Here is a 22,690-nt window from a genome sequence, read left to right on the forward strand (position 1 = left end):
TTAGCAACCGGGGCGCAGAATGCAGGCGGATACTCAGACCTCACCGATACTGGCTTCGGTGCTGATGGTCAGCGCTATGGCGATCATCGGCGTGATCGACAACGTGGTGATCCTGCTGGCTGAAACGATTGGTCTTTGGCAGTTCCATCTAAGCCGCGCGCTGCTGATGTTGCCGCTGATTGTGGGCTTATCATTGTTGGGCATGGGCAGTTTGCGTCCCCGACGGTTGGGGCCGGTCATACTGCGCAGCGTGTTGATAACGGTGGCGATGCTTTTCTATTTCGCCTCGCTTGCCCTGATGCCAATCGCGCAAGCATTGGCCGGGCTGTTCACGTCGCCAATTTTCGTGTTGCTGATTTCGGCACTAGCTATGCGGCAAAGGATTGGACCGTGGCGCATTTTGGCCGTGCTTATCGGGTTCGCCGGTATCCTGTTTGTGCTGCAACCCAATCCCTATGAGTTCGACACCCAAACCTTACTGCCAGTGGCCGGAGGGTTCTTCTATGCGCTGAGCGCCATCATAACCCGCAGCCATTGCGCGCAAGAAAGTACGGTGGCGCTGCTGGCGGCGAACATTGTGACACTTGGGTTGGCTGGCGCAATCGGGCTTGTCGTGTTCACGTTCGTACCGCATTCCATGCACGATGGTTTTGTCACGCGAGGCATGATCTGGGGCATGCAGCCTGCGTTGATATGGATTGTCGTACAGGCGGTCGGGTCCACTGTCGCGGTGTTCATGCTGATCAAATCCTATCAGATCGGTGAAACCTCTTATGTGGCGGTGTTCGAGTATTCGGTGATGATCTTCGGCCCGCTGTTTGCCTGGGTGGCGCTGGGCCAGACGATAGGCGTTATGCAGATCGCTGGGATAGGGTTAATCGCAACCGCCGGCGCACTGCTGGGCTGGCGATCCCGACGGGCTGCCGCGATGGGAGAGGTGGCGTGATCATCTCTCGCGGGCGGCGCTATGTGTTCGTCCACATTCCGAAGACGGGCGGCACGTCGCTGGCGCAGGCGTTGGAGGCGCGGGCGATGAAAGACGACATCCTGATCGGTGACACGCCCAAGGCCAAAAAGCGCCGCAAGCGGGTCAAGGCCCTGACTGGCAGGGGGCGGCTATGGAAGCACTCTACGCTGGCGGATATTGACGGAGTTCTCTCGATTGAAGAATTGCAGGCGCTGACCACCTTTACACTGGTCCGCAATCCCTGGGACCGGGTCGTCAGCTATTACCACTGGCTGCGTGTTCAGGGATTTGATCATTCTGCAGTGTCATTGGCCAAATCCCTGAGCTTCGAGGAGTTTGTTCTACATCCGAACACAACAGGGTCTTTTCGTAACAGTCCGGCGCGCCACTATATGACGCGGGCAGATGGGGCTGAACAGTGCCAATTCTATATTCGGCTAGAGCATTTCCATCGGGACGCAGAGCTCTTGTTTGACTATCTTGGGTTCAGCATGACGTTGCCGTGCCTCAACAGATCCGAACGTATTGAAGATTTTCGCAGTTACTATTCGGATCAGGCCGCCCAGGCGGTCGGCGAAGCATGTGCTGAGGATATCCATAGATTCGGTTACGTCTTTGATTCAGGGCGTTATGGATAGTTTCTCAGGTAAGTTCAAATTGGTGATTTTAGGCGCCGTTGTCTCCAATAATTCGCGTTTTCTGCCCAAATAAGGCGAAATTTAGACGCCATCGTTAACTCTGTGTTAATTCTCATCTCCAGTTGCAAAGTGTGAAGAGTGGGTTTGGTTCGTGTTGAGTGTAGAGCGTGTTTTCGAGTTTTCTGAATCTCCTGAATATCAGGATACCACCGAGCTTCAGGTTGCCCTCAGCGCGCGCAGGGGCGGACTGGTTCACGGAACCAAGGTCGCCACTAAAGGCGGCTGGAAGCTGGTGGAACAGCTTCAGGTTGGTGACTTGGTGCGTACGTTGGACAATAGTTTCAAATCGGTAAGCCGTATCGCGACGGATCGCATCACGGTCCCAAAGGGTGAAACCAAGTCGGAAAACCTCCCGGTCCGTGTCCCGGCACAAGCAGTGTATAATGGGCGTCCCGTCTGGCTGATGCCAGAGCAAGGGGTGGTTTTGGATGTCACAAGTTTAGGCCGATATTCCAACACACAAATGATCGACTTACCTGTTATCTCTGCAAGGCTTTTGTGCGGAGCATTCCAGATCTTCTCGGATGTGCCGGCAACTTGTTTTGACATCAGCACCCTGTTTTTCGATCAGGATGAGGTCATCTATATCGAAGGCGGTTTTCGGGCCTTTTGCCCCTCGGGGCGTTTCGGGGCGGGCAACACGGCAAGCGGTGCATCTTACCAGGTGGCAGGGTCGGAAGCGGCTGCAGAGTTGGTAAATCTAGCAGCCAGGCGTGGGGATGTTGCCGTGTTGGCGAATTCACTGGGGTCCTTGCCTGCCCCAGTGTTTGATCATCCCATCGTTCCGGTGAGACCGGTCAGAGGCGCGCGTCGACCGGGTCGGCCAGGACGTCCTGTGATGATGATCTGACTCAGACAATTACTGTAGTACAAGTAACAGCGCTGGCGCATGGTCTTATGCGCCAGCGTTATGTTTTTTAAGCGGCTTTAGCTTTGGGATTGAAGCGGCCGTAGAAACTCTGACCTTTTTCGGCCATCTCGCGCAGCAGCGGGGGACAGGTGAAGCGTTCACCATAAGCCTCGGCCAGTTGGTCACAGCGTTCGGCCGCGTAAGGCGTGCCAATGATGTCCAGCCAGCTAAGAGGGCCGCCCGACCACGGCGCAAAACCCCAGCCCAGGATTGCGCCAACATCGCCTTCGCGGATGTCTTCCAGCACACCTTCTTCCAGCGCACGCACCGCTTCCAGAACCTGCGCGAACATCAGACGTTCCTGAACTTCGATCAGATCCGGCTGGTTTTCGGCATGCGGGTATTTCTCCTGCAGACCCTTCCAGTATTTGGTGCGCTTGCCCTTTTCGTCATAATCGAAGAAGCCCGCATTGGCCTTGCGGCCCAAACGGCCCTCGGCTTCCATCCAGAAGATCAGATCATCCGCGGGGCTTTCAGGATAGGCGTCACCCATCGCCGCCTTGGTGGCGCGGGCGATCTTGGCACCCAGATCAATTGAGGTCTCATCGTTCAGCTGGATCGGACCAACAGGGAAGCCCAACTGACGCGCGGCATTGTCGATCAACACGGGGCTGACGCCCTCGGTTATCATCCGCAGACCTTCGTTGATATATGGAATGATGCAGCGGTTGGCGTAGAAAAAGCGCGCATCGTTGACCACGATCGGCGTTTTGCGGATCTGGCGCACATAGTCCAGCGCCTTGGCCACCGCTCGATCCCCGGTTTCCTTGCCCTTGATGATCTCGACCAGGAACATCTTTTCAACGGGTGAGAAGAAGTGGATGCCGATGAACTGATCCGGGCGGACCGACGCCTTGGCCAGATCGCTGATCGGCAGGGTCGAAGTGTTCGACGCAAAGATGCAATCCTCGGGGATGATCGCCTCGACCTTTTTGGTCATATCAGCCTTGACGCCCGGGTCTTCGAACACGGCTTCGATGATCAGGTCGCAGCCTTTTAGGTGATCCAGATCAGGGGTGGCGGTGATGCGGGCCAGCAGGGCCTCTTTCTTTTCAGCCGTGGCTTTGCCGCGCTTGATGCCCTTGTCCATGTAGCTTTCGCTATAGGCCTTGCCCTTGTCGGCGGCAGCCTGATCACGGTCAACCAGAACAACCTCCATCCCGGCCTGCGCCGACACCAGAGCGATACCGGCACCCATCATGCCAGCGCCCAGAACGCCAACCTTTTTGACGCGCTGATCGGGCACATCCTTGGGTCGCACAGCACCTTTCTCCAGCGCTTCCTTGTTCAGGAACAGCGACCGGATCATGGCCGACGAGGACGGGTTCATCAGGACATTGGTGAACCAACGCGCTTCGATCTTCAGGGCGGTGTCGAAATCAACCAGCGCACCTTCGTAGATCGAGCTCAGCAGAGCCTTGGCAGCCGGGAAGGCGCCTTGGGTCTTGCCGTTCACCATCGCGTTGGCGCCGACGAAGGTCATGAAGCCAGCAGGGTGGTAGGGAGCGCCGCCGGGCATCTTGTAGCCCTTTGCATCCCAAGGTTTCACCAGATCGGCATCCTTGGCGTTCAGAACCCATTCCTTGGCTGCAGCCACCGGATCGTCCGAAACATCGTCGATCAGCTGTGCGCCTTTGGCTTTCTTCGGGTCCATCATCTTGCCTTCCAGCAGGACAGGGGCCGCTGCCATCGCGCCCACCATACGGCTGAACCGCATTGTACCGCCGCCGCCGGGGAAGATACCCAGCATGATCTCGGGCAGGCCGATCTTGGCCTTGGGGTTCGAGGTCATGACGCGGTGGTGACAGGCCAGCGCGATCTCGGTTCCGATCCCGGCGCAGGTGCCGTTGATGGCACAGGCGATCGGCTTGCCGCCTTTCTTGGTCTTGGGGTCCATGCCCGCCAATTCCATCTTACGCAGGATGTGGTGGCCACCCATGACGAAGTCGAACAGGGCCTGTGCCGGTTCGTCGCCCGCTTCCTGACGGATGGTGGCCAGCGTGTTCAGGTCCATACCACCGGCGAATGAGCCTTCTTTGCCCGAGGTGATGACGATGCCTTTGATCTCGTCATCGTTCAGGGCTTGGTCGATCAGTTCGCTGACCTCCTGAAAGGCCTCGCGGGTCAGCACGTTCATGGATTTGCCCTGGGCATCCCAGGTCACAAAGGCGACGCCGTCCGCGTCTTTGCTCAGAGTGAAATCAGTCATTGTCATCTCCAATTTGGTCAGCCGTCAGCGGGCTGCCGTCTTTCCGGGTGAAGGTATTCCCGTCGTCCTTCACCATCATGTCTAAGTCGCTGTAAAAACAGGTCTCGGTCGGGGTCCGTGTGCCCACCACCAGAAAACTCGCGGGCGCATCGGTCTTGTTCACAAGGTGATGGCCGTTGGCGTCACCTGCAGGCCAAGCGGCGCAGTCACCGGGCAGCATCTGGTGCTCTCCATCATCGTCAATAAGCACGCATTCGCCGCTGAGCATGATGGCAAACTCGTCCTGCTCCATGTGGTAATGACGCAGCGAGGACATGCCCTGCGGCTCCAACCGCACGATGTTGACGCCGTACTGGGTCAGCCCGCCTACATCGCCGATGCGCTGCACGAAACGACCGGCGGTCGCTTCGGCCAGTTTTCCGGGATAGGACGAACCACCCTTGAACGGGATCTGAGAGAGATCCAGCTTGGGCATCAGACCCGCTCGATAATAGTTGCCGCACCCATGCCCGACGCAATGCAGAGCGTGGCGAGACCGGTCTCCTTGTCCTGACGCTCCAACTCATCCAGCAGCGTGCCGATGATCATCGCACCGGTTGCACCCAGCGGGTGCCCCATCGCTATCGAGCCGCCGTTGACGTTTACCAGCGCAGGATCGACGTCGAAGGCCTGCTGGAACCGCAATACGACCGAGGCGAAGGCTTCGTTCACTTCGAACAGGTCCAGATCACTAATCTTCATGCCGTTGTCAGCAAGGATCTTCTCGGTCACCGGAACCGGGCCGGTCAGCATGATGGTCGGGTCGGTGCCGATCTTAGCGGTTGCCTTGATACGGGCGCGCGGCTTGAGGCCGTATTTCTCACCAAACTCCTTGTTGCCGATCAGAACAGCCGCCGAGCCGTCCACAATGCCCGAGCTGTTGCCCGCGTGGTGGATATGGTTGATCCGCTCAAGATGCGGGTATTTCAGTATCGCGACCTTGTCGAAGCCGGGCATCTGCTCGCCCATCATTGCGAACGAAGGGTTCAGCGCGCCAAGGCTCTGCATATCGGTGCCGGGACGCATGTATTCGTCGCGGTCCAGAATAGCCAGGCCGTTTTGATCCTTGACGGTGATGACCGACTTTTCGAACCGGTTGTCTTCCCAAGCCTCCGCCGCACGCCGCTGCGATTCAACCGCCAGCGCGTCAGCATCGTCACGGCTGAAGCCATACTCGGTGGCGATAATATCTGCCGAGATACCCTGCGGTACGAAATATGTGTCCATTGCCAGCGTCGGATCGACGGCAATTGCCGCGCCATCGCTGCCCATGGCCACGCGGCCCATCATCTCGACGCCGCCCGCGATATAGGCTTCGCCCGCGCCGCCTTTGACTTGGTTCGCGGCCAGGTTCACAGCCTCCATGCCCGAGGCACAGAAGCGGTTAATTGCCAGACCGGGGATCGACTGGTCTAGGTCAGAGGCAAGAACCGCCGAACGTGCCAGACAGCCGCCTTGCTCCATCACCTGCGTGACGTTGCCCCAGATCACGTCCTCAACGGCGTGACCTTCCAGATTGTTGCGCTCTTTCATCGCGTTCAGGGTCAGGGCGGACAGGCGCACCGAGGTCACCTCGTGCAGGCTGCCATCCTTGCGGCCCTTGCCGCGCGGGGTGCGTATGGCGTCATAAATATAAGCTTCGGTCATGGGTCTTCTCCTCAAGCTCGATCCGACGGGTTGCCGGGCATCAGGTCATAGGGGTGTTTCCAGCCGGGTTGTTCCGACAAACGGGTCAGCCAGGCGTCGATATTGGGCCAGTCGGCACGATCAAAGCCGAACGGTTCTGGGTAATAGAGGTAGCCGCAGCAGCTGAGGTCAGCGTTGGTCACGCCGTCCCCAACAATCCAGTCTCGGCCCTCAAGATGGGTGTTCAGAACATCATAGGCCGCTTTTAGACGGCCTTGGTTAAAGGCAATCACATCCGGGTTGCGGTGCTTTTCTGGAAGGAAGTTTATCAGGAACCGGGTCAACCCCGCCATCGAGCTTAGCTTGTGGTTGTCCCACAGAACCCAACGGAAAATATCGTAATTCTCGTCCCGATCCTTGCCGCCGAACTTGCCGGATTTCTCGGTCACATAGGCCTGGATTGCCCCGGACTGCGTGGTGCGAAAATCGCCATCAATCATGACGGGCGCTTCGCCCATCTCATTGACATCTGCGCGGTACTCAGGTGTGCGGGTTTCACCGTTGAAGAAGTCGACAAAGACCGGCTCCCACTCCAGACCGGACATTTCCAGCGCTAGGGCCGCTTTGTATGAGTTCCCGCTTTCACCGAAGCAATGAAGTTTGATGGTCATGCGATTGCCCCTCCCTAGGCGCATGGTGCAGTGTTGTAATCTGCGTATTTCGAGAAAGCCGACCCATTCAGGGGTAGGGGTTCGCCTTGCTGAAAACACGCACACCCAAAGCAGGTGTGAAGGGAGCCGTCAGCGTTTGCGCGCTTCCAGCTCGGAATTGAAAACGCGTAGCTTTCGGGTCAATTTTTCCTCATCCATGACGCTGTTGAAGTTTTCGAACAGGAAAGACAGTGCCTCGCCCTCATCCAGACCGGCCTCATGCGCAAAGCTGCGGAGCTTGCGATAGCCGTCTTCGGTCATGGCGACCGGAAAGCGGCGGGTCAGGCGAAAGCGTTTGGGCATTTAGTCTTCTCCGAATATCCGGTTCCGAGGTGACGCCTCGGAACCGGGTTGAGATCAAAAATTCGCAGCCTCCAATGCCATGACCGTGTCTGCGCCGGTTTGAATGCGGGCCAGATGCATCGCCGTGGCGGGCAGGCGACGGGCCATATAGTAGCGACCGGTGTTGATCTTGGTCTCATAGAACTTTTTGTCCGAGGCACCGCCATCCAGCGCCTCTTGCGCGGCCTTGGCCATTTGCGCCCACATCAGGCCCAGGCAGACATGGCCGAACATGTGCATGAAGTCATACGACCCAGACAGCGCGTTGTTGGGGTTCTTCATGCCTTCCTGCATGAAGTACATACCTGCGGCCTGCAGATCCTTGGACGCGGCTTTCAGCGGTTCGATGAAGGCTTTGTCATAGGCTTCGTCCTTTCCACCGTTTTCCTTGCAAAAGGATTTGACCATGTCGAAGAACGCTATGACGTGCTTGCCGCCATCCTGCGCCAGTTTACGGCCCACGAGGTCCAGCGCCTGAACGCCGTTGGCTCCTTCGTAGATCATCGCGATGCGGGCGTCGCGGGTGTATTGCGACATGCCCCATTCTTCGATGTAGCCGTGGCCGCCATAGACCTGTTGCGCCTGCACGGTCATGTCATAGCCTTCATCGGTCAGGAAGCCCTTGATGACAGGGGTCAGCAGCGAGATCAGCCCGTCCGCGTCCTTGTCTCCTGAACGGTGCGCCTTGTCGATCATGGTCGCGCCCCACAGCAGGAACGCACGTGCGCCTTCGGTGAAGCTTTTCTGATCCATCAGGTTGCGGCGGATGTCGGGGTGAACGATCAGCGGGTCGGCTGGACCGCCCGGGTTCTTCACGCCGGTCACGTCACGGCCCTGCAAGCGGTCCTTGGCATATTCCAAAGCATTTTGGAATGCAGCTTCGGCCTGGGACACGCCCTGCATGCCCACACCCAAACGCGCTTCGTTCATCATGGTGAACATGGCGCGCATGCCTTTGTGTTCCTCGCCCAGCAGCCAGCCGGTCGCCTCGTCATAGTTCATGACGCAGGTCGAGTTGCCGTGAATGCCCATCTTTTCTTCGATCTTGCCGACCGAGACGCCGTTGCGTTCGCCCAGCGAACCATCTTCGTTCACAATGAACTTTGGTACGATGAACAGCGATACACCCTTGATGCCCTCGGGGCCGCCGGGAATCTTGGCCAGCACCAGATGAATGATGTTGTCGGCCATGTCGTGATCGCCGGCTGAGATGAATATCTTTTGGCCCGAAATCTTATAGCTGCCGTCGCCCTGCGGTTCTGCCTTGGTGCGCATCAGACCCAGATCGGTGCCGCAATGCGGTTCGGTCAGGTTCATGGTGCCGGTCCATTCACAGCTGACCATGTTCGGCAGGTATTTGTTTTTCTGCTCGTCCGAGCCATGCGCCAGAATGGCCGAGGCCGCACCGTGGGTCAGGCCCTGATACATAGTGAAAGCTTGGTTCGCGCTCGAGAACATCTCGCCCACTGCGGTGCCAATGACATATGGCATGTTCTGGCCGCCATACTCTTCCGGCATGTCCAGTCCAGGCCAGCCACCTTCCTTCATCTGCTCGAAGGCGTCTTTGAAACCTGTAGGTGTGTAGACGATGCCGTTTTCTAAGCGGCATCCTTCGGTGTCACCTACCACGTTCAACGGATGCAGCACGTTGGTGGCAACTTTGCCGGCTTCTTCCAGTACAGCGCCGGTAAACTCGGCTTCCAGTTCGCTATACCCAGGAATGTCGGATTCCGAGACTTTCAGAACATCATGCAGAATGAACTGAGTGTCTTTGGTAGGCGCGTTGTAAACGGGCATTTGAAGCTCCCTTAAATTCAGATGTCCGGGGATTGGGCTGCCTGGGTTATTCGGCGGCCTTTTTCTCGTTTTTCATCGAGGCGATGACTTTCTCGCCCCAGCGCAGCTGCTCTTTCAGATCGTCAATGGCTTGCGTCAGTTCCTCGCGGCGAGCCTCCATATCACCCAAACGTTCCCGAGCGATTTCAATTGTTCGGGTCATCTGGGTCATCTGCTGGTCGCCCACATGGTAGAGGTCCAGCAATTGCCGGATCTCTTCCAAGCTAAAGCCGAAACGCTTGCCGCGCAGGATCAGTTTCAGGCGCGCTCGGTCCCGTTTGGTGAACAGGCGTTTCTGACCCTCGCGGATCGGAAACAAAAGTTCCTTGGCCTCGTAAAATCGCAATGTACGTGGCGTGACATCGTATGTCTCGCACATTTCACGGATGGTCATCAGATCTTCGGTCATGGTTTCAGCACTTTCGTCACTGGCGTCTATTAGGTCAGTTGCGCAGTCGATGCGCACGTTACAACACGTAGGTGACGTTCACGTAATGCAAACGCTACGTCACATAGAAAGTTGACGTAGCATCCCTTAACGTCAAGGTGTGCTGTGCCCGCAATTTTGGACGTGACGTAACGGAATTTCGGTGAAAATGGGGCGGAGTCTTACGGACAAGCAACAAAGCGAGGGCAGGGCGCGAACGCCCTGCTCACTTGAATCCGGTCAGTTTGAATCGACCCTGACTGGAATCAGCTCAGAGACTTGGCGGTCTGGTCGCGCAAGCGCTGGAGTTCTTCCATCGCCTCATCCAGTTGTTGGCGCTGCTTTTGCAATTCCGGCAATTGACGGTCAGCCATTCTTAGGAATTCGGCCAACTGCGCCTGGTTTCCCTGATTTTCGTAGATCAGCAGCCATTGGCGAATCTCTTCCAACGAGAAGCCGAATAGCCGACCGCGCATGATCAATTTCATGCGTGCACATTCACGTGGGCCGTAATACCGAGTGCGGCCTTCGCGTTCGGGCTGCAGCAATTCGATGTATTCGTAATATCGTAAGGTGCGCTTGGTTACGTCGAACTCTTCGCACATCTCGTTTAATGACAAACGGTTGTCGGTCAATTTCAGTCTCCTCGCCAGCAAACTAGGGCGTCGTGGCGGCAAGCGCAACAGGCGGTCTTGCTCTTTTGCCGGGCACAGGCTCATAAAGGGCCAAATCAAAAGGACACTTCGACATGGTCGACAAAGTAGCGATCGCGCGCCGGTTCATCGAGGCGATACCGCATGCTGGGGCGTTGGGTCTGGAACTGACCAAAATCGGCGATGGTGAGGCCGCAATCGCGATGCCATACAACACCGATCTGGTTGGAGACCCCAGAACAGGCGTCATTCATGGCGGGGCTGTGTTCACCGCGCTGGACACGTGTTGTGGCGCTGCCGTCATGACCCACCCTTCGGCACCCGGTGGAACCGCCACAATCAACTTGCGTATCGACTATATGCGCGCCGCAACGCCGGGGCAGACAATTACGGCTCATGCGACGTGCTATCACATCACTCGTAATGTGGCTTTCGTCCGTGCGACTGCGATGGATGAGGATGAATACCGCCTGGTCGCGACCGCTGCCGGTACATTTACTGTGGAGGGTCTGTGATGCCGCGCTCGAAACCCGAACCTATGCAAGTGGTAAAGCAACGCCGCGACGCGGCCCTGAATGCGATTGTCGAAGGGGTTCCTTATATCAGGTTTCTAAACATCACTTTCGACCGGCGGGGCGACGAACTGACCGGAGTGCTGAACTTTGAAGACAAGTTGATCGGAAACCCTTTGCTGCCCGCGCTGCACGGTGGGGTCACGGCAGCGTTTCTTGAGGTCACCGCTGTCATCACACTGAGCTGGGAGTATTTCTTTCCTCGCATCGAAAGCGGTGAGATCGACGCGGATGAGATTTTCAGGGCCGAAGCGATACGGTTTCCAAAAACTGTTGATTTTACAGTGGATTACTTGCGCTCGGGTTTGCCGCGCGACGCCTATGCCCGCGCCTTCGTCAGCCGGTCTGGTCGGCGCTACGCGTCCGTGCGGGTCGAGGCCTGGCAGGACAATCACTTGCGACCGATTGCGCAGGCCACCGGGCACTTCCTGATGCCGCAACACAAGTTGGAAAAAGAGTAGCACGCGATGCAGGACGCTTCGGCTCCTCTCACGCATAAACGGGTGTTGAAGATCGCGGTTCCGATCGTGTTATCCAACGCCACAGTGCCCATTCTGGGGGCGGTCGATACTGGTGTGGTCGGGCAGATGGGCCAAGCGGCACCCATTGGGGCTGTGGGCATGGGCGCGGTTATTCTGGCCAGCATATATTGGATTTTCGGCTTCCTTCGCATGGGCACCACTGGTCTGGCGGCGCAGGCACGCGGCGCCGGGGATACAGCTGAAACAGGCGCGCTGTTGATGCGGGGACTGCTAATAGGTGGCACGGCGGGCCTATTCTTTGTCCTGACGCAGGTGTGGGTGTTCTGGGGAGCCTTTGCCCTATCGCCCGCCAGCCCCGAGGTCGAAGCGCTGACGCGGGATTACCTGCAAATCCGTATTTGGGGCGCACCTGCTACGATCGCGCTTTATGCCGTGACGGGCTGGTTGATCGCGGTCGAGCGGACCCGAGGGGTGTTTGTCCTGCAGGTGTGGATGAACGGGCTGAACATCGTTCTGGACCTCTGGTTCGTTCTGGGTCTCGGCTGGGGCGTCGAGGGCGTGGCTATTGCCACCCTTATCGCCGAATGGACTGGTCTGGTGCTGGGCCTCTGGCTATGCCGTGATGCGTTTGGGGGCAATCAATGGCGCGACTGGCCCCGGATATTCGACAGCGCGCGTCTGCGCCGGATGATGCAGGTGAACGGAGACATCATGATCCGCTCGGTCCTGCTGACCGGTGCCTTCACGACCTTCCTGTTCGTAGGGTCTGATCTTGGCGACGTGAACCTTGCGGCCAATCAGGTACTGCTGCAATTCCTGGAAATCACCGCATTTGCGCTGGACGGATTCGCCTTTTCCGCCGAGGCACTGGTTGGCGGTGCCGTTGGGGCAAAGAATCGCCATCAGGTTCGGCGCGCGTCAATCATGGCGTCCCAGTGGGGCGTGGGTGGGGCGCTTGCCCTTGGGGCTGTGTTCTACTTGGCGGGACCAGCGTTAATCGACTTAATGTCCACCTCGCCGGAGGTGCGGCTTGCGGCACGAGAATACTTGATCTGGGCTGCGCTGGCCCCGGCCATTGGTGTCGCCAGTTGGATGTTCGATGGCATCTATATCGGAGCAACATGGACCCGCGCCATGCGTAATGCGATGATCCAATCGGTTGCAATCTATGTGGTGGCACTGTTCGTTCTGGTGCCAACGCTGGGCAATCACGGGCTGTGGGCCGCGCTGATGGTCCTGAACATCGCACGCGGCGTCACAATGGGCTGGAGATACCCAAAACTGGAAGCGCAGGTGGCTTAAAGCAGCGCCAACAGGTTTTCGGGCGGTCGCCCGATGGCTGCCTTCTCGCCCGCAATCGCCAGAGGGCGCTCGATCAATATCGGGTTCTCGGCCATCGCGGCGATCAATTCATCAGCAGCTGAGGCTTTGGTCAGCCCCAGTTCCTTGAACCGCTTTTCCCCGGTTCGCATCATGTCTATGGGTTCGACGCCAAGTTTGGCGAGAACCGCGCGGATTTCCTCGGCCGAGGGCGCAGCCTCAAGGTATTTGCGAATATCGACCTGCGCGCCGTTTTCCTCCAGCAATGCCAGCCCGGTGCGGGATTTCGAACAACGTGGGTTGTGCCAATACGCAATCACAGCCAGTCCTCTCGTTTACTTCCAACGGCTTGCGCCACGGTGTTGAAGCCGTCCCGCGCCAACAACTCATCCAGCCCTTGAGCGATTTCGGCCGCCAGAGAAATGCCGCCATAGACCAGTGCGGTATAAAACTGCACAGCGGACGCCCCGGCGCAGATTTTGGCATAGGCTTGTTCAGCGTTGCTTACTCCCCCAACGCCGATCAGAGGGATTTTTCCCCCGGTCAGTTGGCTAAGATGGGCCAGAACGCGCGTCGACTTTTCGAACAAGGGCGCGCCGGAAAGCCCACCGGCTTCGCCTTGGTGGGCGCTACGCAGACCGTCGCGCGATAAGGTGGTGTTGGTGGCGATCACCGCATCTACGCCAGTCTCAGCGGCAACCTCGGCGATGTCCTGCAACTCTGCTTCGGTCAGGTCAGGGGCTATTTTTAGGAAGATCGGGATGCGGCGGGGCAGCCCGTTACGGGTTTCGATGACACCGCCCAGCAGCGCGCCAAGCGCGGCTTTGCCCTGCAAGTCCCTCAGCTTCTCGGTGTTGGGGGATGAGACATTGACTGTGGCGAAATCCAGATGCGCTGCGCAATGGGCCAGCACCTTGGCAAAATCGCCGGGGCGGTCGTCGCTGTCCTTGTTCGCGCCAAGGTTCAGGCCGATTACCGCGTTCTTGGGGCGGTCGGCCAAACGGCGTGCCATGACCTCCATGCCCTCATTGTTAAAGCCAAAGCGGTTGATCGCGGCTTTGTCCTCGGTCAGGCGGAACAGGCGGGGTTTGGGGTTGCCGGGCTGCGGGCGCGGGGTGATGGCGCCGACTTCGATAAACCCAAACCCGGTGCGGGATAGAGGGGTCAGTACTTCGCCGTTCTTGTCGAACCCTGCGGCCAGACCAATGGGATTAGGCAGGTCCAAACCAGCCACTTGGGTCTTCAGACGGGGTGACGTCACCGGTCCCGGCATTGGGGCCAGACCGGCCTTCAGCGCCTTGATCGACATGCCGTGGGCAGTCTCGGGGTCCAACTTGTGCAGGACGGCAAGCCCCAGTTTCTCGGTCAGTTTCATCCGAAAGCCTCTCCGCTTTTGGTAGGTGCGCAGCGGATCAGGCGCGAGGTTTCAACCGCTGCCTGACGGTGAATGACGGCAGCTTGATAGACCGGGTCTGTCACCATCTCCAGAAACGCATGAGCCGTCGGATAGCGGGCGATGAAAACCTCATCCCATGCTTCATCCTGCGGGCCGATCAATGTGGTTTGATAAGTGCCACGCCACAGGATCGAGGCGCCCAGACGCGCGATGATTGGTGCGGTTTCAGTTCCGTAATTGCGATATGCCTGCGCGCCGGTCAGACCGTTACCTGCAAGGTCGTGACCTTCTGGATATTCGGCCTTGGCGCGGAACTTCACCAGATTCAACATTTCGATCGGATGATCGCGATCCAAGACTTTGAATGCCTCGAACTGGGCGCGGTCAGGGTCGATGAACGTGGTCATGCCATCTCCTCTGGGAACTGGTGCGCTTGCCCATCAAATGGCAGGGGGCGGGACCAGACCACATCCGCCATTCGGATCTGACGATAGAGATGGGGGAACAACGCCCCGCCGCGCGAGACCTCCCATTTCAGATCGTCGCCCATGGCATCAGCATCGCATGCCAGTAGTGTTAACCCCTCAACCCCGGCGAAATGCTTGGCTGCGGTCTCGGCTGCTTGTTCGGCGGTCGAGAAATGGACATAGCCATCGGATACATCAATCGGCGCGCCGTCCGAGGCCCCTTGTTCCTGCAACGTGGCCCATTCATTGGCCCGGAAAATCTTGTAAATCAGCATAAGGCTCTGATGCCCCGCGCGGAGGGTAGAATCAAGCCGGATTTCCCCCTTTGACTCTTCCAGCACGGCGGCGCACCATCGCGCCAATCAAAAACAAGGAGTATGAAGATGTTCACCCGTTTTCTGGCGTCAGTGGCGGTTCTGGGCCTGACCGCAGGCATGGCCGCTGCCGAATTTAAGCTTACGATTTTGCACACGAACGATATTCACAGCCGCATCGAATCCATCAACAAATATGACTCGACCTGCGACGCTGAGGATGAAGCCGAAGGTAAGTGCTTTGGCGGCGTTGCGCGGTTGAAAACGATGGTTGATGCCAAGCGGGATGAGTTGGCGGATCAGAATGTTCTGTTGCTGGACGCGGGTGACCCGTTCCAGGGTTCATTGTTCTACACGACATACAAAGGCGCAGCCGAGGCTGAGTTTATGGAGGCCATCGGCTATGACGCCATGGCTGTCGGCAACCACGAATTCGATGACGGTCCCGAAGGTCTGGCCGCTTTCATCGACGCGGTGAGCTTTCCGGTGATCTCGGGCAACCTGGATCTTTCCTCCTCAACCGAACTGAAGGGGAAGGTCGACAACCACTTGGTGTTAGAGGTCGGAGGCCAAAAGATCGGCATCGTTTCCGCACTGGCGACGGATACCGTTGATACGTCCAGCCCCGGCAAAGACGTGGTGTTTCAGGATGAAATCGAAAGCCTGCAAGCGGATGTCGAGGCGCTGCAGGCTGAAGGTGTCGATATCATCATCGCGTTAAACCACGTCGGGCTGGCCAAGGACATTGAGATTGCCGAGAACGTGCCCGGTCTGGATCTTGTGATTGGTGGGCATTCCCACACGCTGCTTTCGAACACGCAGGACGGCGCGGCTGGCTCATATCCCTTGATGGTCGGCGATGTGCCGGTGGTGCAGGCCTATGCCTATTCCAAATATCTGGGCGAGGTCACTTTGACCTTCGACGACGATGGCAATCTGATCTCTGCGGAAGGTGAGCCCATTCTGCTGGACGCGTCGGTTGAACCAAATGCGGACATTGCTGCTCGCGTGGCCGAAATGGGCGCGCCGATTGAAGAGATGAAAAAGCGCGTGGTTGCTAACTCTGCCGCTGCCATCCAAGGCGACCGGTCAGTCTGTCGTGTGCAGGAATGTGAGATGGGTAATCTGGTTGCCGACGCCATGTTGGCACGGGTTGCGGATCAGGGCGCTCAGATCGCAATTGCCAATTCGGGCGGGCTGCGCGCTTCGATTGATCCGGGCGAGGTTACAATGGGAGAGGTTCTGACCGTTCTGCCCTTCCAGAATACGCTTTCGACCTTTGAGATCAGTGGTCAGACTGTCATCGATGCCTTGGAAAACGGCGTCAGCCAGGTGGAAGAGGTCAAAGGCCGCTTCCCGCAGGTCGCGGGATTGACCTTTACATGGGACCCATCTGTAGCGCCGAACGAAGGGCGCATATCCGAAGTTATGGTTGCGGAAGGTGATGGGTTCGTCCCGATTGATCCGGCGGCCACGTATTTGGTGGTTACAAATAACTATGTCCGCAATGGTGGTGACGGCTACAGCATGTTCGAAGGCGACGACAAGAATGCCTACGATTATGGTCCTGATCTGGCCGACGTGACCGCGGAATACCTAGCTGAAAATGCGCCGTACCAACCTTATTTGGATGGTCGCATCAAGCAGAAGTAAATCTGCTGATGAGCAATGAAAAAGGCCGCATCATCAGATGCGGCCTTTATTGTGAGCTACCCCAAGTCGTATTCGGGCCAAAGCGCGGGGTCGAAACCGTCCAGCATAGGGCGCAGATGCTCGGAGACGCTTTGCCATCCGCCAATGGATTTGGTCGAGATTTTGTTACGCACCTGATCTATGCTGGCAGTTCTAACCTGTCTGGTGTTTTCCTCGGGGTGCATCATCGCCTCGTGCCATTCGATTTCACAAAACTTAGCTACCTGCTGACTATAGGTTTTGGGATCGGCCACCAGTTTTTCGTAAGGAACGGTCAGAATGCGGTCCCCAAAAACGGCGTCCCAATGGGCCATGTAGCGTCGGTACATATTGGCCGAGTGGGCAATAGAGTTGAGGTTTGATGCATACCGCATACCACCTGCCGGGAACCGCCTGATCCACTTGGATAGCCCGACATCGCGTGGATCACGCAGCATATTGATGATCTTTGCGTTGGGGAACGCGGCCAACAGGAAACCGACGCGCTGGTAATTGTGTGGCATCTTGTCGACAAAAGCGACGGATCCTTCAGGAATCGGCGGCATCAGTCTTCGGAAATCCTGCGCGAATTCGGCGGCTTTTTCTGCGTTAAATCCCAGACCATTCTTTTCGTATTCCCGCGACAGATCGGACCCTAACATCAGTTCTCCGCATCCGGCGATGTCAGAGGAGGAACTCAGCATCATCTCCATCAACGTGGTGCCTGAACGGGGCTGACCCAGAACAAAAATCGGAACGGGAGACTCACTGACCCCGGACTCGGGTGTTTCCGCCCCCACAGGGAACAGGCCTTTGATCTGGTTCAGCTTTTCTTCTTCCTTGGCGGCATTATAGGGGTTACTTTCATGCTGTAGAGTATTGGCCTGCTTAAATTGCGGCATAGCTGCGGCCAAACCATCCATTTTCGCGATCAGATGCGCCTTGGCGAATTCCAGTTCCACCAAGTTCTCGCCTCTCTTTGAGATAGTGGCTTCAACTGCCTCCAGCAGTTGCGGCGCATCCTCCTTGGAAACCATTGTCGACATTTGCAGCAGGGCCTGCGGATGTTCAGGGATTTCGCCCAAAATGCGCTGCAGTATTTCCTTTGATCCCTTCTTGTCTCCGCTCTGATGCAGGTTCACGGATTTCTGGAAAGCGACCTTCAGGTTGTCTGGAGCCAACTCATAGGCACGAGCGAGGTCGCGGGAATGGTCATCGACGAACCCGATCTTCGAATAGGCCTCAGCCCGCTTTGACAAGAGGCTCACATCGTCGGGTTCGCTTGCCAGCTTTTTGGTCGCATGCTCGACAATCATGCGCCAGTTTTTCCCCTTTAGGTGGATCTCATCCAAGACTCGGTTCAGCTCTTTGTTGTTGGGGAACTGTTCCAGCTTTTGTTCGGTGTAATCCAACGCCTTGGGAATCTGCCCGGTCTGCATCAGGGCATTCGCGAGGTTTTCCACAAATTGCGGATCGTCGGGTTTCATCCGCGATGCTTCGACGAAATGCGGGATGGATTTTTTGTACTGCTGCAGTTCTGTCAGCACAAAGCCCGAGATCGCGTGAAAATCTGAATCATTGGGGAATTTCTTGGCACCAAGCTGTGCTTTTTTCAGCGCCTGTTGCAGCTTGCCTGCGTCCAGCGCTGCCACCGCCTTGCCTTTGAGGGTTTTCGCTGTTTGATTTTGCATGTGACCCCGTGACACCCTGTGCCTGTATGAAACGATTAATGATGGTTCATTACCCATGTGCGGACGGTTTGCAATAACCCTTCCCAACGACGCAATGGCGCAGCTGTTTTCTGCACGGCCAGCGAACACGCTGCCGCCGGTGCCGAATTTCAACGTATGCCCGACAAATCAGGTACATGTGGTGCGGGCGGATGAGACCGGACGCAAGCTGGACCCACTGCGCTGGGGGTTTCTGCCGCATTGGTACAAGTCAGAGACCGCCGGGCCGCTGCTGATCAATGCGCGGGCTGAGACTTTGGCCGAGAAACCTGCGTTTCGCGCAGCATGCCGCGAACGGCGCTGCCTGATCGTGGCGACCGGGTTCTACGAATGGACCAAAACCGAACAGGGCACCCGTTTGCCCTGGTATATCCACCGCAGAGACCGCGCGCCAATTGCCTTTGCTGGGGTCTGGCAAAATTGGGGCGCAGACGAAGCCCGACAGGGGACCTGTGCGATCGTCACTACGTCTGCCAACAAACACCTCAGCGCCATTCACCATCGGATGCCGCTTGTTCTGGAACCTGATGACTGGCCACTCTGGCTGGGTGAGGCGGGCAAGGGGGCTGCGCGGCTGATGCAGCCCGGTGCCGAAGACGTGTTAGAGTACTACCGTGTTGACCCGGTCGTGAACTCGAACAGGGCGAGCGGTCCGGACCTGATTGAGCCGATACCTGTCTGAAACGCTCCTTTTCATTTTCAGGATCGCAAGTTAGACCATGCGACATGGCTTTAAATTTCAGCGATCTGCCGGGCCTTTATGCGCATGAGTTCGACACGGTGATCGACGTGCGCAGCCCTGCGGAATTTGCTGAGGACCACTTGCCCGGGGCCATCAATCTACCGGTTCTGAATAACGAAGAGCGTGCGCGGGTCGGCACCATCTATGTCCAGCAAAGCCCTTTTCTCGCCCGAAAACTTTGCGCGGCGCTGGTGTTTCGCAATGCAGCCAACCACATTGAACACCACCTGTCGCATCATGAAGGCGGTTGGAGGCCGCTGGTCTATTGCTGGCGCGGCGGGCAACGGTCCGGGTCTTTTACCTGGATGCTGCAGCAGATCGGTTGGCGGGCTGAGGTTGTCGAAGGCGGTTACCGAACCTATCGCCGCTTAGTGAAAAAATACCTCTACGATGACCCGCTGCCGCACCGTCTGGTGGCTTTGGACGGGTATACAGGGACGGCCAAGACGGAACTTCTGGCGCATCTGAAATCGCGCGGCGTGCAGGTTCTGGACCTTGAAGGGTTGGCAAATCACCGCGGATCCTTATTGGGCGAAATGCCGGGCGGGCAGCCTAGTCAGAAAGCTTTCGAATCCGCTCTGGCAACCGCTTTGTGCAGGCTGAATCCGGCACACCCGGTGGTGGTCGAAGCGGAATCTTCCAAGATCGGCTCTTTGATCGTGCCGCCCAGCCTTTGGGCTGCGTTGTCCACCGCGCCGCGTATTCAGGTGCTTGTGCCAATTGAGGCGCGCACCGAATATCTGGTTCGTGCCTATGATGATATCCTGTCCGATGCGGACCGGTTGCGGGATCGCCTTGATCCGCTTCGGGCGCACAGGGGGCATGACGTAGTTGATGGTTGGTTTTCTTTGATTGAAGCCGAAGACAAAGCGGCGCTGACGCGGGCATTGATGGAGCAACACTATGACCCGGCCTATACGAAATCCCGCCGTGCACGTGAGGTGGAGATTATCGCTCAGGTCAATACACCCTCGCTGGATGAGGCTGGTTTGAACGATGCGGCCGCGCGCATCGAACACATTCTGGATCAGCTTTGAAGGCGCAATCCTGGGGTGTCAGTCACACACCCGATGATGACCGCCGGGTACCCTGCGTGCCGTAAGTGTTCGCATAACCCTTGCGCCTGTTTTGCGGAGACTGCCGCCAACAACCCTCCTGCGGTTTGAGGGTCGAATAACAGGTCGACCTTGTCGCCGGAGGGTAGTTCAGGGACGAGGCTCCGATTTTCATTGAATATCGTGGACCGGGTACCTTGTGCGCTCAGTTCCTGCGCGCCAGCCATCAGTGGGATTGCGTCCAGATCCAGCGTTGCACCGCAATCCGACGCTTCGCACATACCCAGCAAATGTCCTGCCAGACCAAAGCCCGTCACGTCGGTCATCGCGTGGGCGGCGGCCAGAATACGGGACGCTTCGCCTTGTGGGTGAACCATCTGCTGGCAAGCCTCGTCAACCCAGTCGCCCTCGGCCCGACCGGCCATTTCAGCGGCCATCAGAACGCCGCTACCCAGTGGTTTGGTCAGGATCAGCGCATCCCCCGACCGGGCGCCTGACAGAGTAATCGGGTCTTTCTCGCACAGGCCCGTCAGGGTGAATCCGATCGTCATTTCATCGCCCATCGAACTGTGGCCGCCGACGATTTCGCCCCCCGCATTGCGGATGACTTCCGTGGCTGTCGCCATGATCTCGACCATCGTGCGGTGCTGCAGCGCGGGGGACATGCGCGGCAGGATGATCGTCGCGGTTGCGGCCTGTGGGCTGGCACCCATTGCCCAGATATCCCCCAGTGCGTGTACTGCGGCGATGCGTGTCATCAGAACCGGGTCATTGGTGAGGCCACGCAGATGATCCGAAGTCATCACTTGCCGTGCACCGCCAGTTGTCAGCAACGCGGCGTCATCTCCGGGCAAGGGGATGATATCGGTGCGCTTTGGAGCGGGTAGATCGTTCAGCGCAGCTTGCAAGGCATTGCGACCGACTTTGGCGCCGCATCCGCCGCACAAAGGTTTTTCGCCCAGTGCCTCGTGTAATCCGGCCGCGTGTCGTCGGGGCAGGGCTGGGCGCGCCATTTCAGGCAGATCGCGGAATTTGTTCATAAATTTTTGGTCGATGTGGTTCTTCCAATTCCACATCAACGACCCGCTGAAGGAGGTGCCCAGCCGCTCGGCCAGCGCGGATTTTCCACCCAGCGAGACCAGCTTCAGGTAGTCTTTCTGAGGTTGATAGCGCCTCATCTTCCCTGCACCCAACGCGGCGCGCAGATTATTGAACAAGACCGGCGCCTCGCGCACCGCATAAACCCCGGCCTTGGGGCGTGGATTGTCGGACAGGTGCGCGCAGTCCCCGGCAGCGAAGATCACAGGATCGTTGGATTGCAGAAAACCATTCACGCGGATGAAACCGTCATGCAGGTCCAGCCCTGTCTTGGCGATCCAGTCATACGGGCGGGCACCGGCGGCACCCGTTACGAATTCAGCCGAAAATTCGCGCCCGTCGCTGAGGGTGATGTGATCGTTTTCAATGCATGAGATGGTGGCGTTTTCAATTAGCTCGACACCCAGATCACCTATGGCTTGTCGAATAGTGGCAGCGGCCTTGTCAACGGTTGCGGTCAGGGCCGAGGCATTGTCGATCAGTGTCACCTTCGCGTCGCGCCCTTCGACGCGCAGTGCATGCGCCATCGCCATCACAAGTTCGACTCCGGCGACGCCACCGCCGATCACCGCGACCGAGGCGGGGCCGGTTCCGGCCAGATACTCGGCCCACCGCGACGCAAACGGCCCCAGCGGTTTGGCCGGAACCGCATGCTCGGCAAAACCGGGCAAAGCGGGCATGTCCGAAGTAATGCCTACATTGATTGAAGCCACATCAAACGCCACCGGAGGGCGGCCAGGCACGTGTACTTGACGCTTGTCTGGATTGATGCTTTCAACAGGGCCGAGGATCACGCGCGCGCCTGCGAACCGGGCAAGCCGAACCAGATCAATGTCCAGCTCTGACCGCTTGTAGTGACCAGCGACAAAGCCGGGCAGCATCCCGGAATAAGGCGCGGTAGGGTCGGGGTTGATCACCGTCACCCGCGCCCCGGGCAAGGGGTTCACCCCCCATTTTCGCAGCACCAGCGCGTGGGTATGTCCTCCGCCAATCAGAACCAGATCACGGGTCATGGGCAGCGGAAGTTGATGCATGGAACTCAGGTCTTGCTGTGGTCTGGGACGTCTTCGACCTGTTCGACCGCGTGGGTGGCCCAAAGCTCATCCTCGCCCGCGTCAGGAAGGTCGCTGGGCTTTTCATGGCGGTGAATGTGCCACTTGGCAATGAACAGAGCCGTGATCGGGGCGGTCAGGAACAGGAACAGAGTGATCAGCAACTCATGCAGGGACAGTTTGCCCTCCAACAGAACCGAATGCGCGATAGACGCCAACAATACGCCGCCTACACCCAGCGTGGTCGCCTTTGTAGGCGCGTGCAGGCGGGACATTGGGTCCTTCAGCTTGATCATGCCGAACGACCCGACAAAGCCGAAGATGCCCGAGACGATCAGGAAGAAGGCAATCAGCAATTCTACTAGGAATGTCAT

At 57.9% G+C, this 22,690-nt stretch carries 24 protein-coding genes; 9 read left to right on the forward strand and 15 right to left on the reverse strand.

From position 1 onward, the window contains the following. The first annotated feature begins 19 nt into the window (after nt 1–19). From ACR0LN_RS17540 to ACR0LN_RS17550, 3 genes are all read left to right on the forward strand, one after another. A complete protein-coding gene (locus tag ACR0LN_RS17540; RefSeq protein WP_480431482.1) occupies nt 20–946 on the forward strand; it encodes a DMT family transporter in 927 nt (308 codons plus the stop codon). Then, complete coding sequence (locus ACR0LN_RS17545) at nt 943–1,605, forward strand: sulfotransferase family 2 domain-containing protein (protein WP_480431484.1); 663 nt, start codon at nt 943–945, stop codon at nt 1,603–1,605. The genes ACR0LN_RS17540 and ACR0LN_RS17545 overlap by 4 nt, the downstream gene beginning before the upstream one ends. Before the next feature lie 151 nt (nt 1,606–1,756). After that, nucleotides 1,757–2,515, forward strand: coding sequence for a Hint domain-containing protein (locus ACR0LN_RS17550; RefSeq protein WP_480431486.1), 759 nt, complete (start codon nt 1,757–1,759; stop codon nt 2,513–2,515). A gap of 67 nt (nt 2,516–2,582) precedes the next feature. Here the strand turns inward: ACR0LN_RS17550 and ACR0LN_RS17555 are convergent, their stop codons facing one another. The 8 genes from ACR0LN_RS17555 to ACR0LN_RS17590 all read right to left on the reverse strand — a co-directional run bounded on the left by ACR0LN_RS17555 (nt 2,583) and on the right by ACR0LN_RS17590 (nt 10,399). Beyond that, nucleotides 2,583–4,784 carry a 3-hydroxyacyl-CoA dehydrogenase NAD-binding domain-containing protein gene (locus tag ACR0LN_RS17555; protein ID WP_480431488.1) on the reverse strand — a complete coding sequence of 734 codons (2,202 nt, stop codon included), beginning with the start codon at nt 4,782–4,784 and terminating at the stop codon, nt 2,583–2,585. Then, nucleotides 4,777–5,259: a cupin domain-containing protein gene (locus tag ACR0LN_RS17560; protein WP_480431490.1), complete on the reverse strand. Its 483-nt coding sequence runs from the start codon at nt 5,257–5,259 to the stop codon at nt 4,777–4,779. The genes ACR0LN_RS17555 and ACR0LN_RS17560 overlap by 8 nt, the downstream gene beginning before the upstream one ends. Beyond that, nucleotides 5,259–6,470 carry an acetyl-CoA C-acetyltransferase gene (locus ACR0LN_RS17565; protein WP_480431491.1) on the reverse strand — a complete coding sequence of 404 codons (1,212 nt, stop codon included), beginning with the start codon at nt 6,468–6,470 and terminating at the stop codon, nt 5,259–5,261. The genes ACR0LN_RS17560 and ACR0LN_RS17565 overlap by 1 nt, the downstream gene beginning before the upstream one ends. Nucleotides 6,471–6,481: 11 nt before the next feature. Further along, nucleotides 6,482–7,120, reverse strand: a complete 639-nt coding sequence (locus tag ACR0LN_RS17570) for a glutathione S-transferase family protein (protein WP_480431492.1) — start codon at nt 7,118–7,120, stop codon at nt 6,482–6,484. Nucleotides 7,121–7,249: 129 nt separating this feature from the next. Next, nucleotides 7,250–7,462 (reverse strand): hypothetical protein, encoded by a 213-nt coding sequence (locus tag ACR0LN_RS17575; protein ID WP_480431494.1) that lies wholly within the window; start codon nt 7,460–7,462, stop codon nt 7,250–7,252. A 54-nt stretch (nt 7,463–7,516) separates the two neighbouring features. After that, entirely contained in the window at nt 7,517–9,298 is a 1,782-nt protein-coding gene (locus ACR0LN_RS17580) for an acyl-CoA dehydrogenase C-terminal domain-containing protein (protein ID WP_480431496.1), read from the reverse strand. A gap of 46 nt (nt 9,299–9,344) precedes the next feature. Then, nucleotides 9,345–9,746, reverse strand: coding sequence for a MerR family transcriptional regulator (locus tag ACR0LN_RS17585; RefSeq protein WP_170490436.1), 402 nt, complete (start codon nt 9,744–9,746; stop codon nt 9,345–9,347). 284 nt (nt 9,747–10,030) lie between these two features. Next, nucleotides 10,031–10,399 (reverse strand): MerR family transcriptional regulator, encoded by a 369-nt coding sequence (locus ACR0LN_RS17590; RefSeq protein ID WP_480431498.1) that lies wholly within the window; start codon nt 10,397–10,399, stop codon nt 10,031–10,033. 113 nt (nt 10,400–10,512) lie between these two features. Here ACR0LN_RS17590 and ACR0LN_RS17595 point away from each other — a divergent pair, with 113 nt between their 5' ends. From ACR0LN_RS17595 to ACR0LN_RS17605, 3 genes are read left to right on the forward strand one after another with little or no spacing between them, the layout of a single operon-like run. Next, on the forward strand, nt 10,513–10,932 hold the full coding sequence (locus ACR0LN_RS17595) for a PaaI family thioesterase (RefSeq protein ID WP_480431500.1): 420 nt from the start codon (nt 10,513–10,515) through the stop codon (nt 10,930–10,932). Beyond that, complete coding sequence (locus ACR0LN_RS17600) at nt 10,932–11,450, forward strand: PaaI family thioesterase (protein WP_480431501.1); 519 nt, start codon at nt 10,932–10,934, stop codon at nt 11,448–11,450. Before ACR0LN_RS17595 ends, ACR0LN_RS17600 begins: the two co-directional genes overlap by 1 nt. A 6-nt stretch (nt 11,451–11,456) precedes the next feature. Beyond that, on the forward strand, nt 11,457–12,773 hold the full coding sequence (locus ACR0LN_RS17605) for an MATE family efflux transporter (RefSeq protein ID WP_480431502.1): 1,317 nt from the start codon (nt 11,457–11,459) through the stop codon (nt 12,771–12,773). Here the strand turns inward: ACR0LN_RS17605 and arsC are convergent. From arsC to ACR0LN_RS17625, 4 genes are read right to left on the reverse strand one after another with little or no spacing between them, the layout of a single operon-like run. Beyond that, a complete protein-coding gene (arsC, locus tag ACR0LN_RS17610) occupies nt 12,770–13,111 on the reverse strand; it encodes an arsenate reductase (glutaredoxin) (RefSeq protein WP_480431504.1) in 342 nt (113 codons plus the stop codon). The genes ACR0LN_RS17605 and arsC overlap by 4 nt on opposite strands. Next, nucleotides 13,108–14,166, reverse strand: coding sequence for a quinone-dependent dihydroorotate dehydrogenase (locus tag ACR0LN_RS17615; protein ID WP_480431506.1), 1,059 nt, complete (start codon nt 14,164–14,166; stop codon nt 13,108–13,110). Before ACR0LN_RS17615 ends, arsC begins: the two co-directional genes overlap by 4 nt. Next, nucleotides 14,163–14,594 carry a DUF1330 domain-containing protein gene (locus ACR0LN_RS17620; protein WP_480431507.1) on the reverse strand — a complete coding sequence of 144 codons (432 nt, stop codon included), beginning with the start codon at nt 14,592–14,594 and terminating at the stop codon, nt 14,163–14,165. The genes ACR0LN_RS17615 and ACR0LN_RS17620 overlap by 4 nt, the downstream gene beginning before the upstream one ends. Continuing rightward, a complete protein-coding gene (locus ACR0LN_RS17625; protein ID WP_480431509.1) occupies nt 14,591–14,929 on the reverse strand; it encodes a DUF952 domain-containing protein in 339 nt (112 codons plus the stop codon). The genes ACR0LN_RS17620 and ACR0LN_RS17625 overlap by 4 nt, the downstream gene beginning before the upstream one ends. Nucleotides 14,930–15,037: 108 nt before the next feature. Here ACR0LN_RS17625 and ACR0LN_RS17630 point away from each other — a divergent pair, with 108 nt between their 5' ends. Beyond that, a complete protein-coding gene (locus tag ACR0LN_RS17630; protein WP_480431510.1) occupies nt 15,038–16,621 on the forward strand; it encodes a bifunctional metallophosphatase/5'-nucleotidase in 1,584 nt (527 codons plus the stop codon). A gap of 56 nt (nt 16,622–16,677) precedes the next feature. Here ACR0LN_RS17630 and ACR0LN_RS17635 read toward each other — a convergent pair whose 3' ends face one another. After that, complete coding sequence (locus ACR0LN_RS17635; RefSeq protein WP_480431511.1) at nt 16,678–18,330, reverse strand: tetratricopeptide repeat-containing sulfotransferase family protein; 1,653 nt, start codon at nt 18,328–18,330, stop codon at nt 16,678–16,680. A 55-nt stretch (nt 18,331–18,385) separates the two neighbouring features. Here ACR0LN_RS17635 and ACR0LN_RS17640 point away from each other — a divergent pair, with 55 nt between their 5' ends. Next, on the forward strand, nt 18,386–19,051 hold the full coding sequence (locus tag ACR0LN_RS17640) for an SOS response-associated peptidase (protein ID WP_480431513.1): 666 nt from the start codon (nt 18,386–18,388) through the stop codon (nt 19,049–19,051). A gap of 44 nt (nt 19,052–19,095) precedes the next feature. Next, entirely contained in the window at nt 19,096–20,148 is a 1,053-nt protein-coding gene (gene mnmH / locus ACR0LN_RS17645) for a tRNA 2-selenouridine(34) synthase MnmH (RefSeq protein WP_480431514.1), read from the forward strand. On the opposite strand, the gene selD is transcribed toward mnmH, so the two are convergent. Then, complete coding sequence (gene selD, locus ACR0LN_RS17650; RefSeq protein ID WP_480431516.1) at nt 20,139–22,298, reverse strand: selenide, water dikinase SelD; 2,160 nt, start codon at nt 22,296–22,298, stop codon at nt 20,139–20,141. The genes mnmH and selD overlap by 10 nt on opposite strands. 5 nt (nt 22,299–22,303) lie before the next feature. Further along, nucleotides 22,304–22,690, reverse strand: a complete 387-nt coding sequence (locus ACR0LN_RS17655; RefSeq protein ID WP_480431518.1) for a Na+/H+ antiporter subunit G — start codon at nt 22,688–22,690, stop codon at nt 22,304–22,306.

The sequence above is a fragment of the Ruegeria sp. AA6 genome, assembly GCF_056542865.1.

Bases quoted from the DNA above. Each gene is read 5' to 3' on its own strand.
- ACR0LN_RS17600 (WP_480431501.1), top strand. From the start codon at position 10,932: ATGCCGCGCTCGAAACCCGAACCTATGCAAGTGGTAAAGCAACGCCGC.
- ACR0LN_RS17560 (WP_480431490.1), bottom strand. From the start codon at position 5,259: ATGCCCAAGCTGGATCTCTCTCAGATCCCGTTCAAGGGTGGTTCGTCC.
- ACR0LN_RS17585 (WP_170490436.1), bottom strand. From the start codon at position 9,746: ATGACCGAAGATCTGATGACCATCCGTGAAATGTGCGAGACATACGAT.
- mnmH (WP_480431514.1), top strand. From the start codon at position 19,096: ATGGCTTTAAATTTCAGCGATCTGCCGGGCCTTTATGCGCATGAGTTC.
- ACR0LN_RS17605 (WP_480431502.1), top strand. From the start codon at position 11,457: ATGCAGGACGCTTCGGCTCCTCTCACGCATAAACGGGTGTTGAAGATC.
- ACR0LN_RS17540 (WP_480431482.1), top strand. From the start codon at position 20: ATGCAGGCGGATACTCAGACCTCACCGATACTGGCTTCGGTGCTGATG.
- ACR0LN_RS17655 (WP_480431518.1), bottom strand. From the start codon at position 22,690: ATGACATTCCTAGTAGAATTGCTGATTGCCTTCTTCCTGATCGTCTCG.
- ACR0LN_RS17635 (WP_480431511.1), bottom strand. From the start codon at position 18,330: ATGCAAAATCAAACAGCGAAAACCCTCAAAGGCAAGGCGGTGGCAGCG.
- ACR0LN_RS17615 (WP_480431506.1), bottom strand. From the start codon at position 14,166: ATGAAACTGACCGAGAAACTGGGGCTTGCCGTCCTGCACAAGTTGGAC.
- ACR0LN_RS17580 (WP_480431496.1), bottom strand. From the start codon at position 9,298: ATGCCCGTTTACAACGCGCCTACCAAAGACACTCAGTTCATTCTGCAT.
- ACR0LN_RS17570 (WP_480431492.1), bottom strand. From the start codon at position 7,120: ATGACCATCAAACTTCATTGCTTCGGTGAAAGCGGGAACTCATACAAA.
- ACR0LN_RS17620 (WP_480431507.1), bottom strand. From the start codon at position 14,594: ATGACCACGTTCATCGACCCTGACCGCGCCCAGTTCGAGGCATTCAAA.
- ACR0LN_RS17625 (WP_480431509.1), bottom strand. From the start codon at position 14,929: ATGCTGATTTACAAGATTTTCCGGGCCAATGAATGGGCCACGTTGCAG.
- ACR0LN_RS17575 (WP_480431494.1), bottom strand. From the start codon at position 7,462: ATGCCCAAACGCTTTCGCCTGACCCGCCGCTTTCCGGTCGCCATGACC.
- selD (WP_480431516.1), bottom strand. From the start codon at position 22,298: ATGCATCAACTTCCGCTGCCCATGACCCGTGATCTGGTTCTGATTGGC.
- ACR0LN_RS17555 (WP_480431488.1), bottom strand. From the start codon at position 4,784: ATGACTGATTTCACTCTGAGCAAAGACGCGGACGGCGTCGCCTTTGTG.
- ACR0LN_RS17630 (WP_480431510.1), top strand. From the start codon at position 15,038: ATGTTCACCCGTTTTCTGGCGTCAGTGGCGGTTCTGGGCCTGACCGCA.
- ACR0LN_RS17595 (WP_480431500.1), top strand. From the start codon at position 10,513: ATGGTCGACAAAGTAGCGATCGCGCGCCGGTTCATCGAGGCGATACCG.
- ACR0LN_RS17565 (WP_480431491.1), bottom strand. From the start codon at position 6,470: ATGACCGAAGCTTATATTTATGACGCCATACGCACCCCGCGCGGCAAG.
- ACR0LN_RS17640 (WP_480431513.1), top strand. From the start codon at position 18,386: ATGTGCGGACGGTTTGCAATAACCCTTCCCAACGACGCAATGGCGCAG.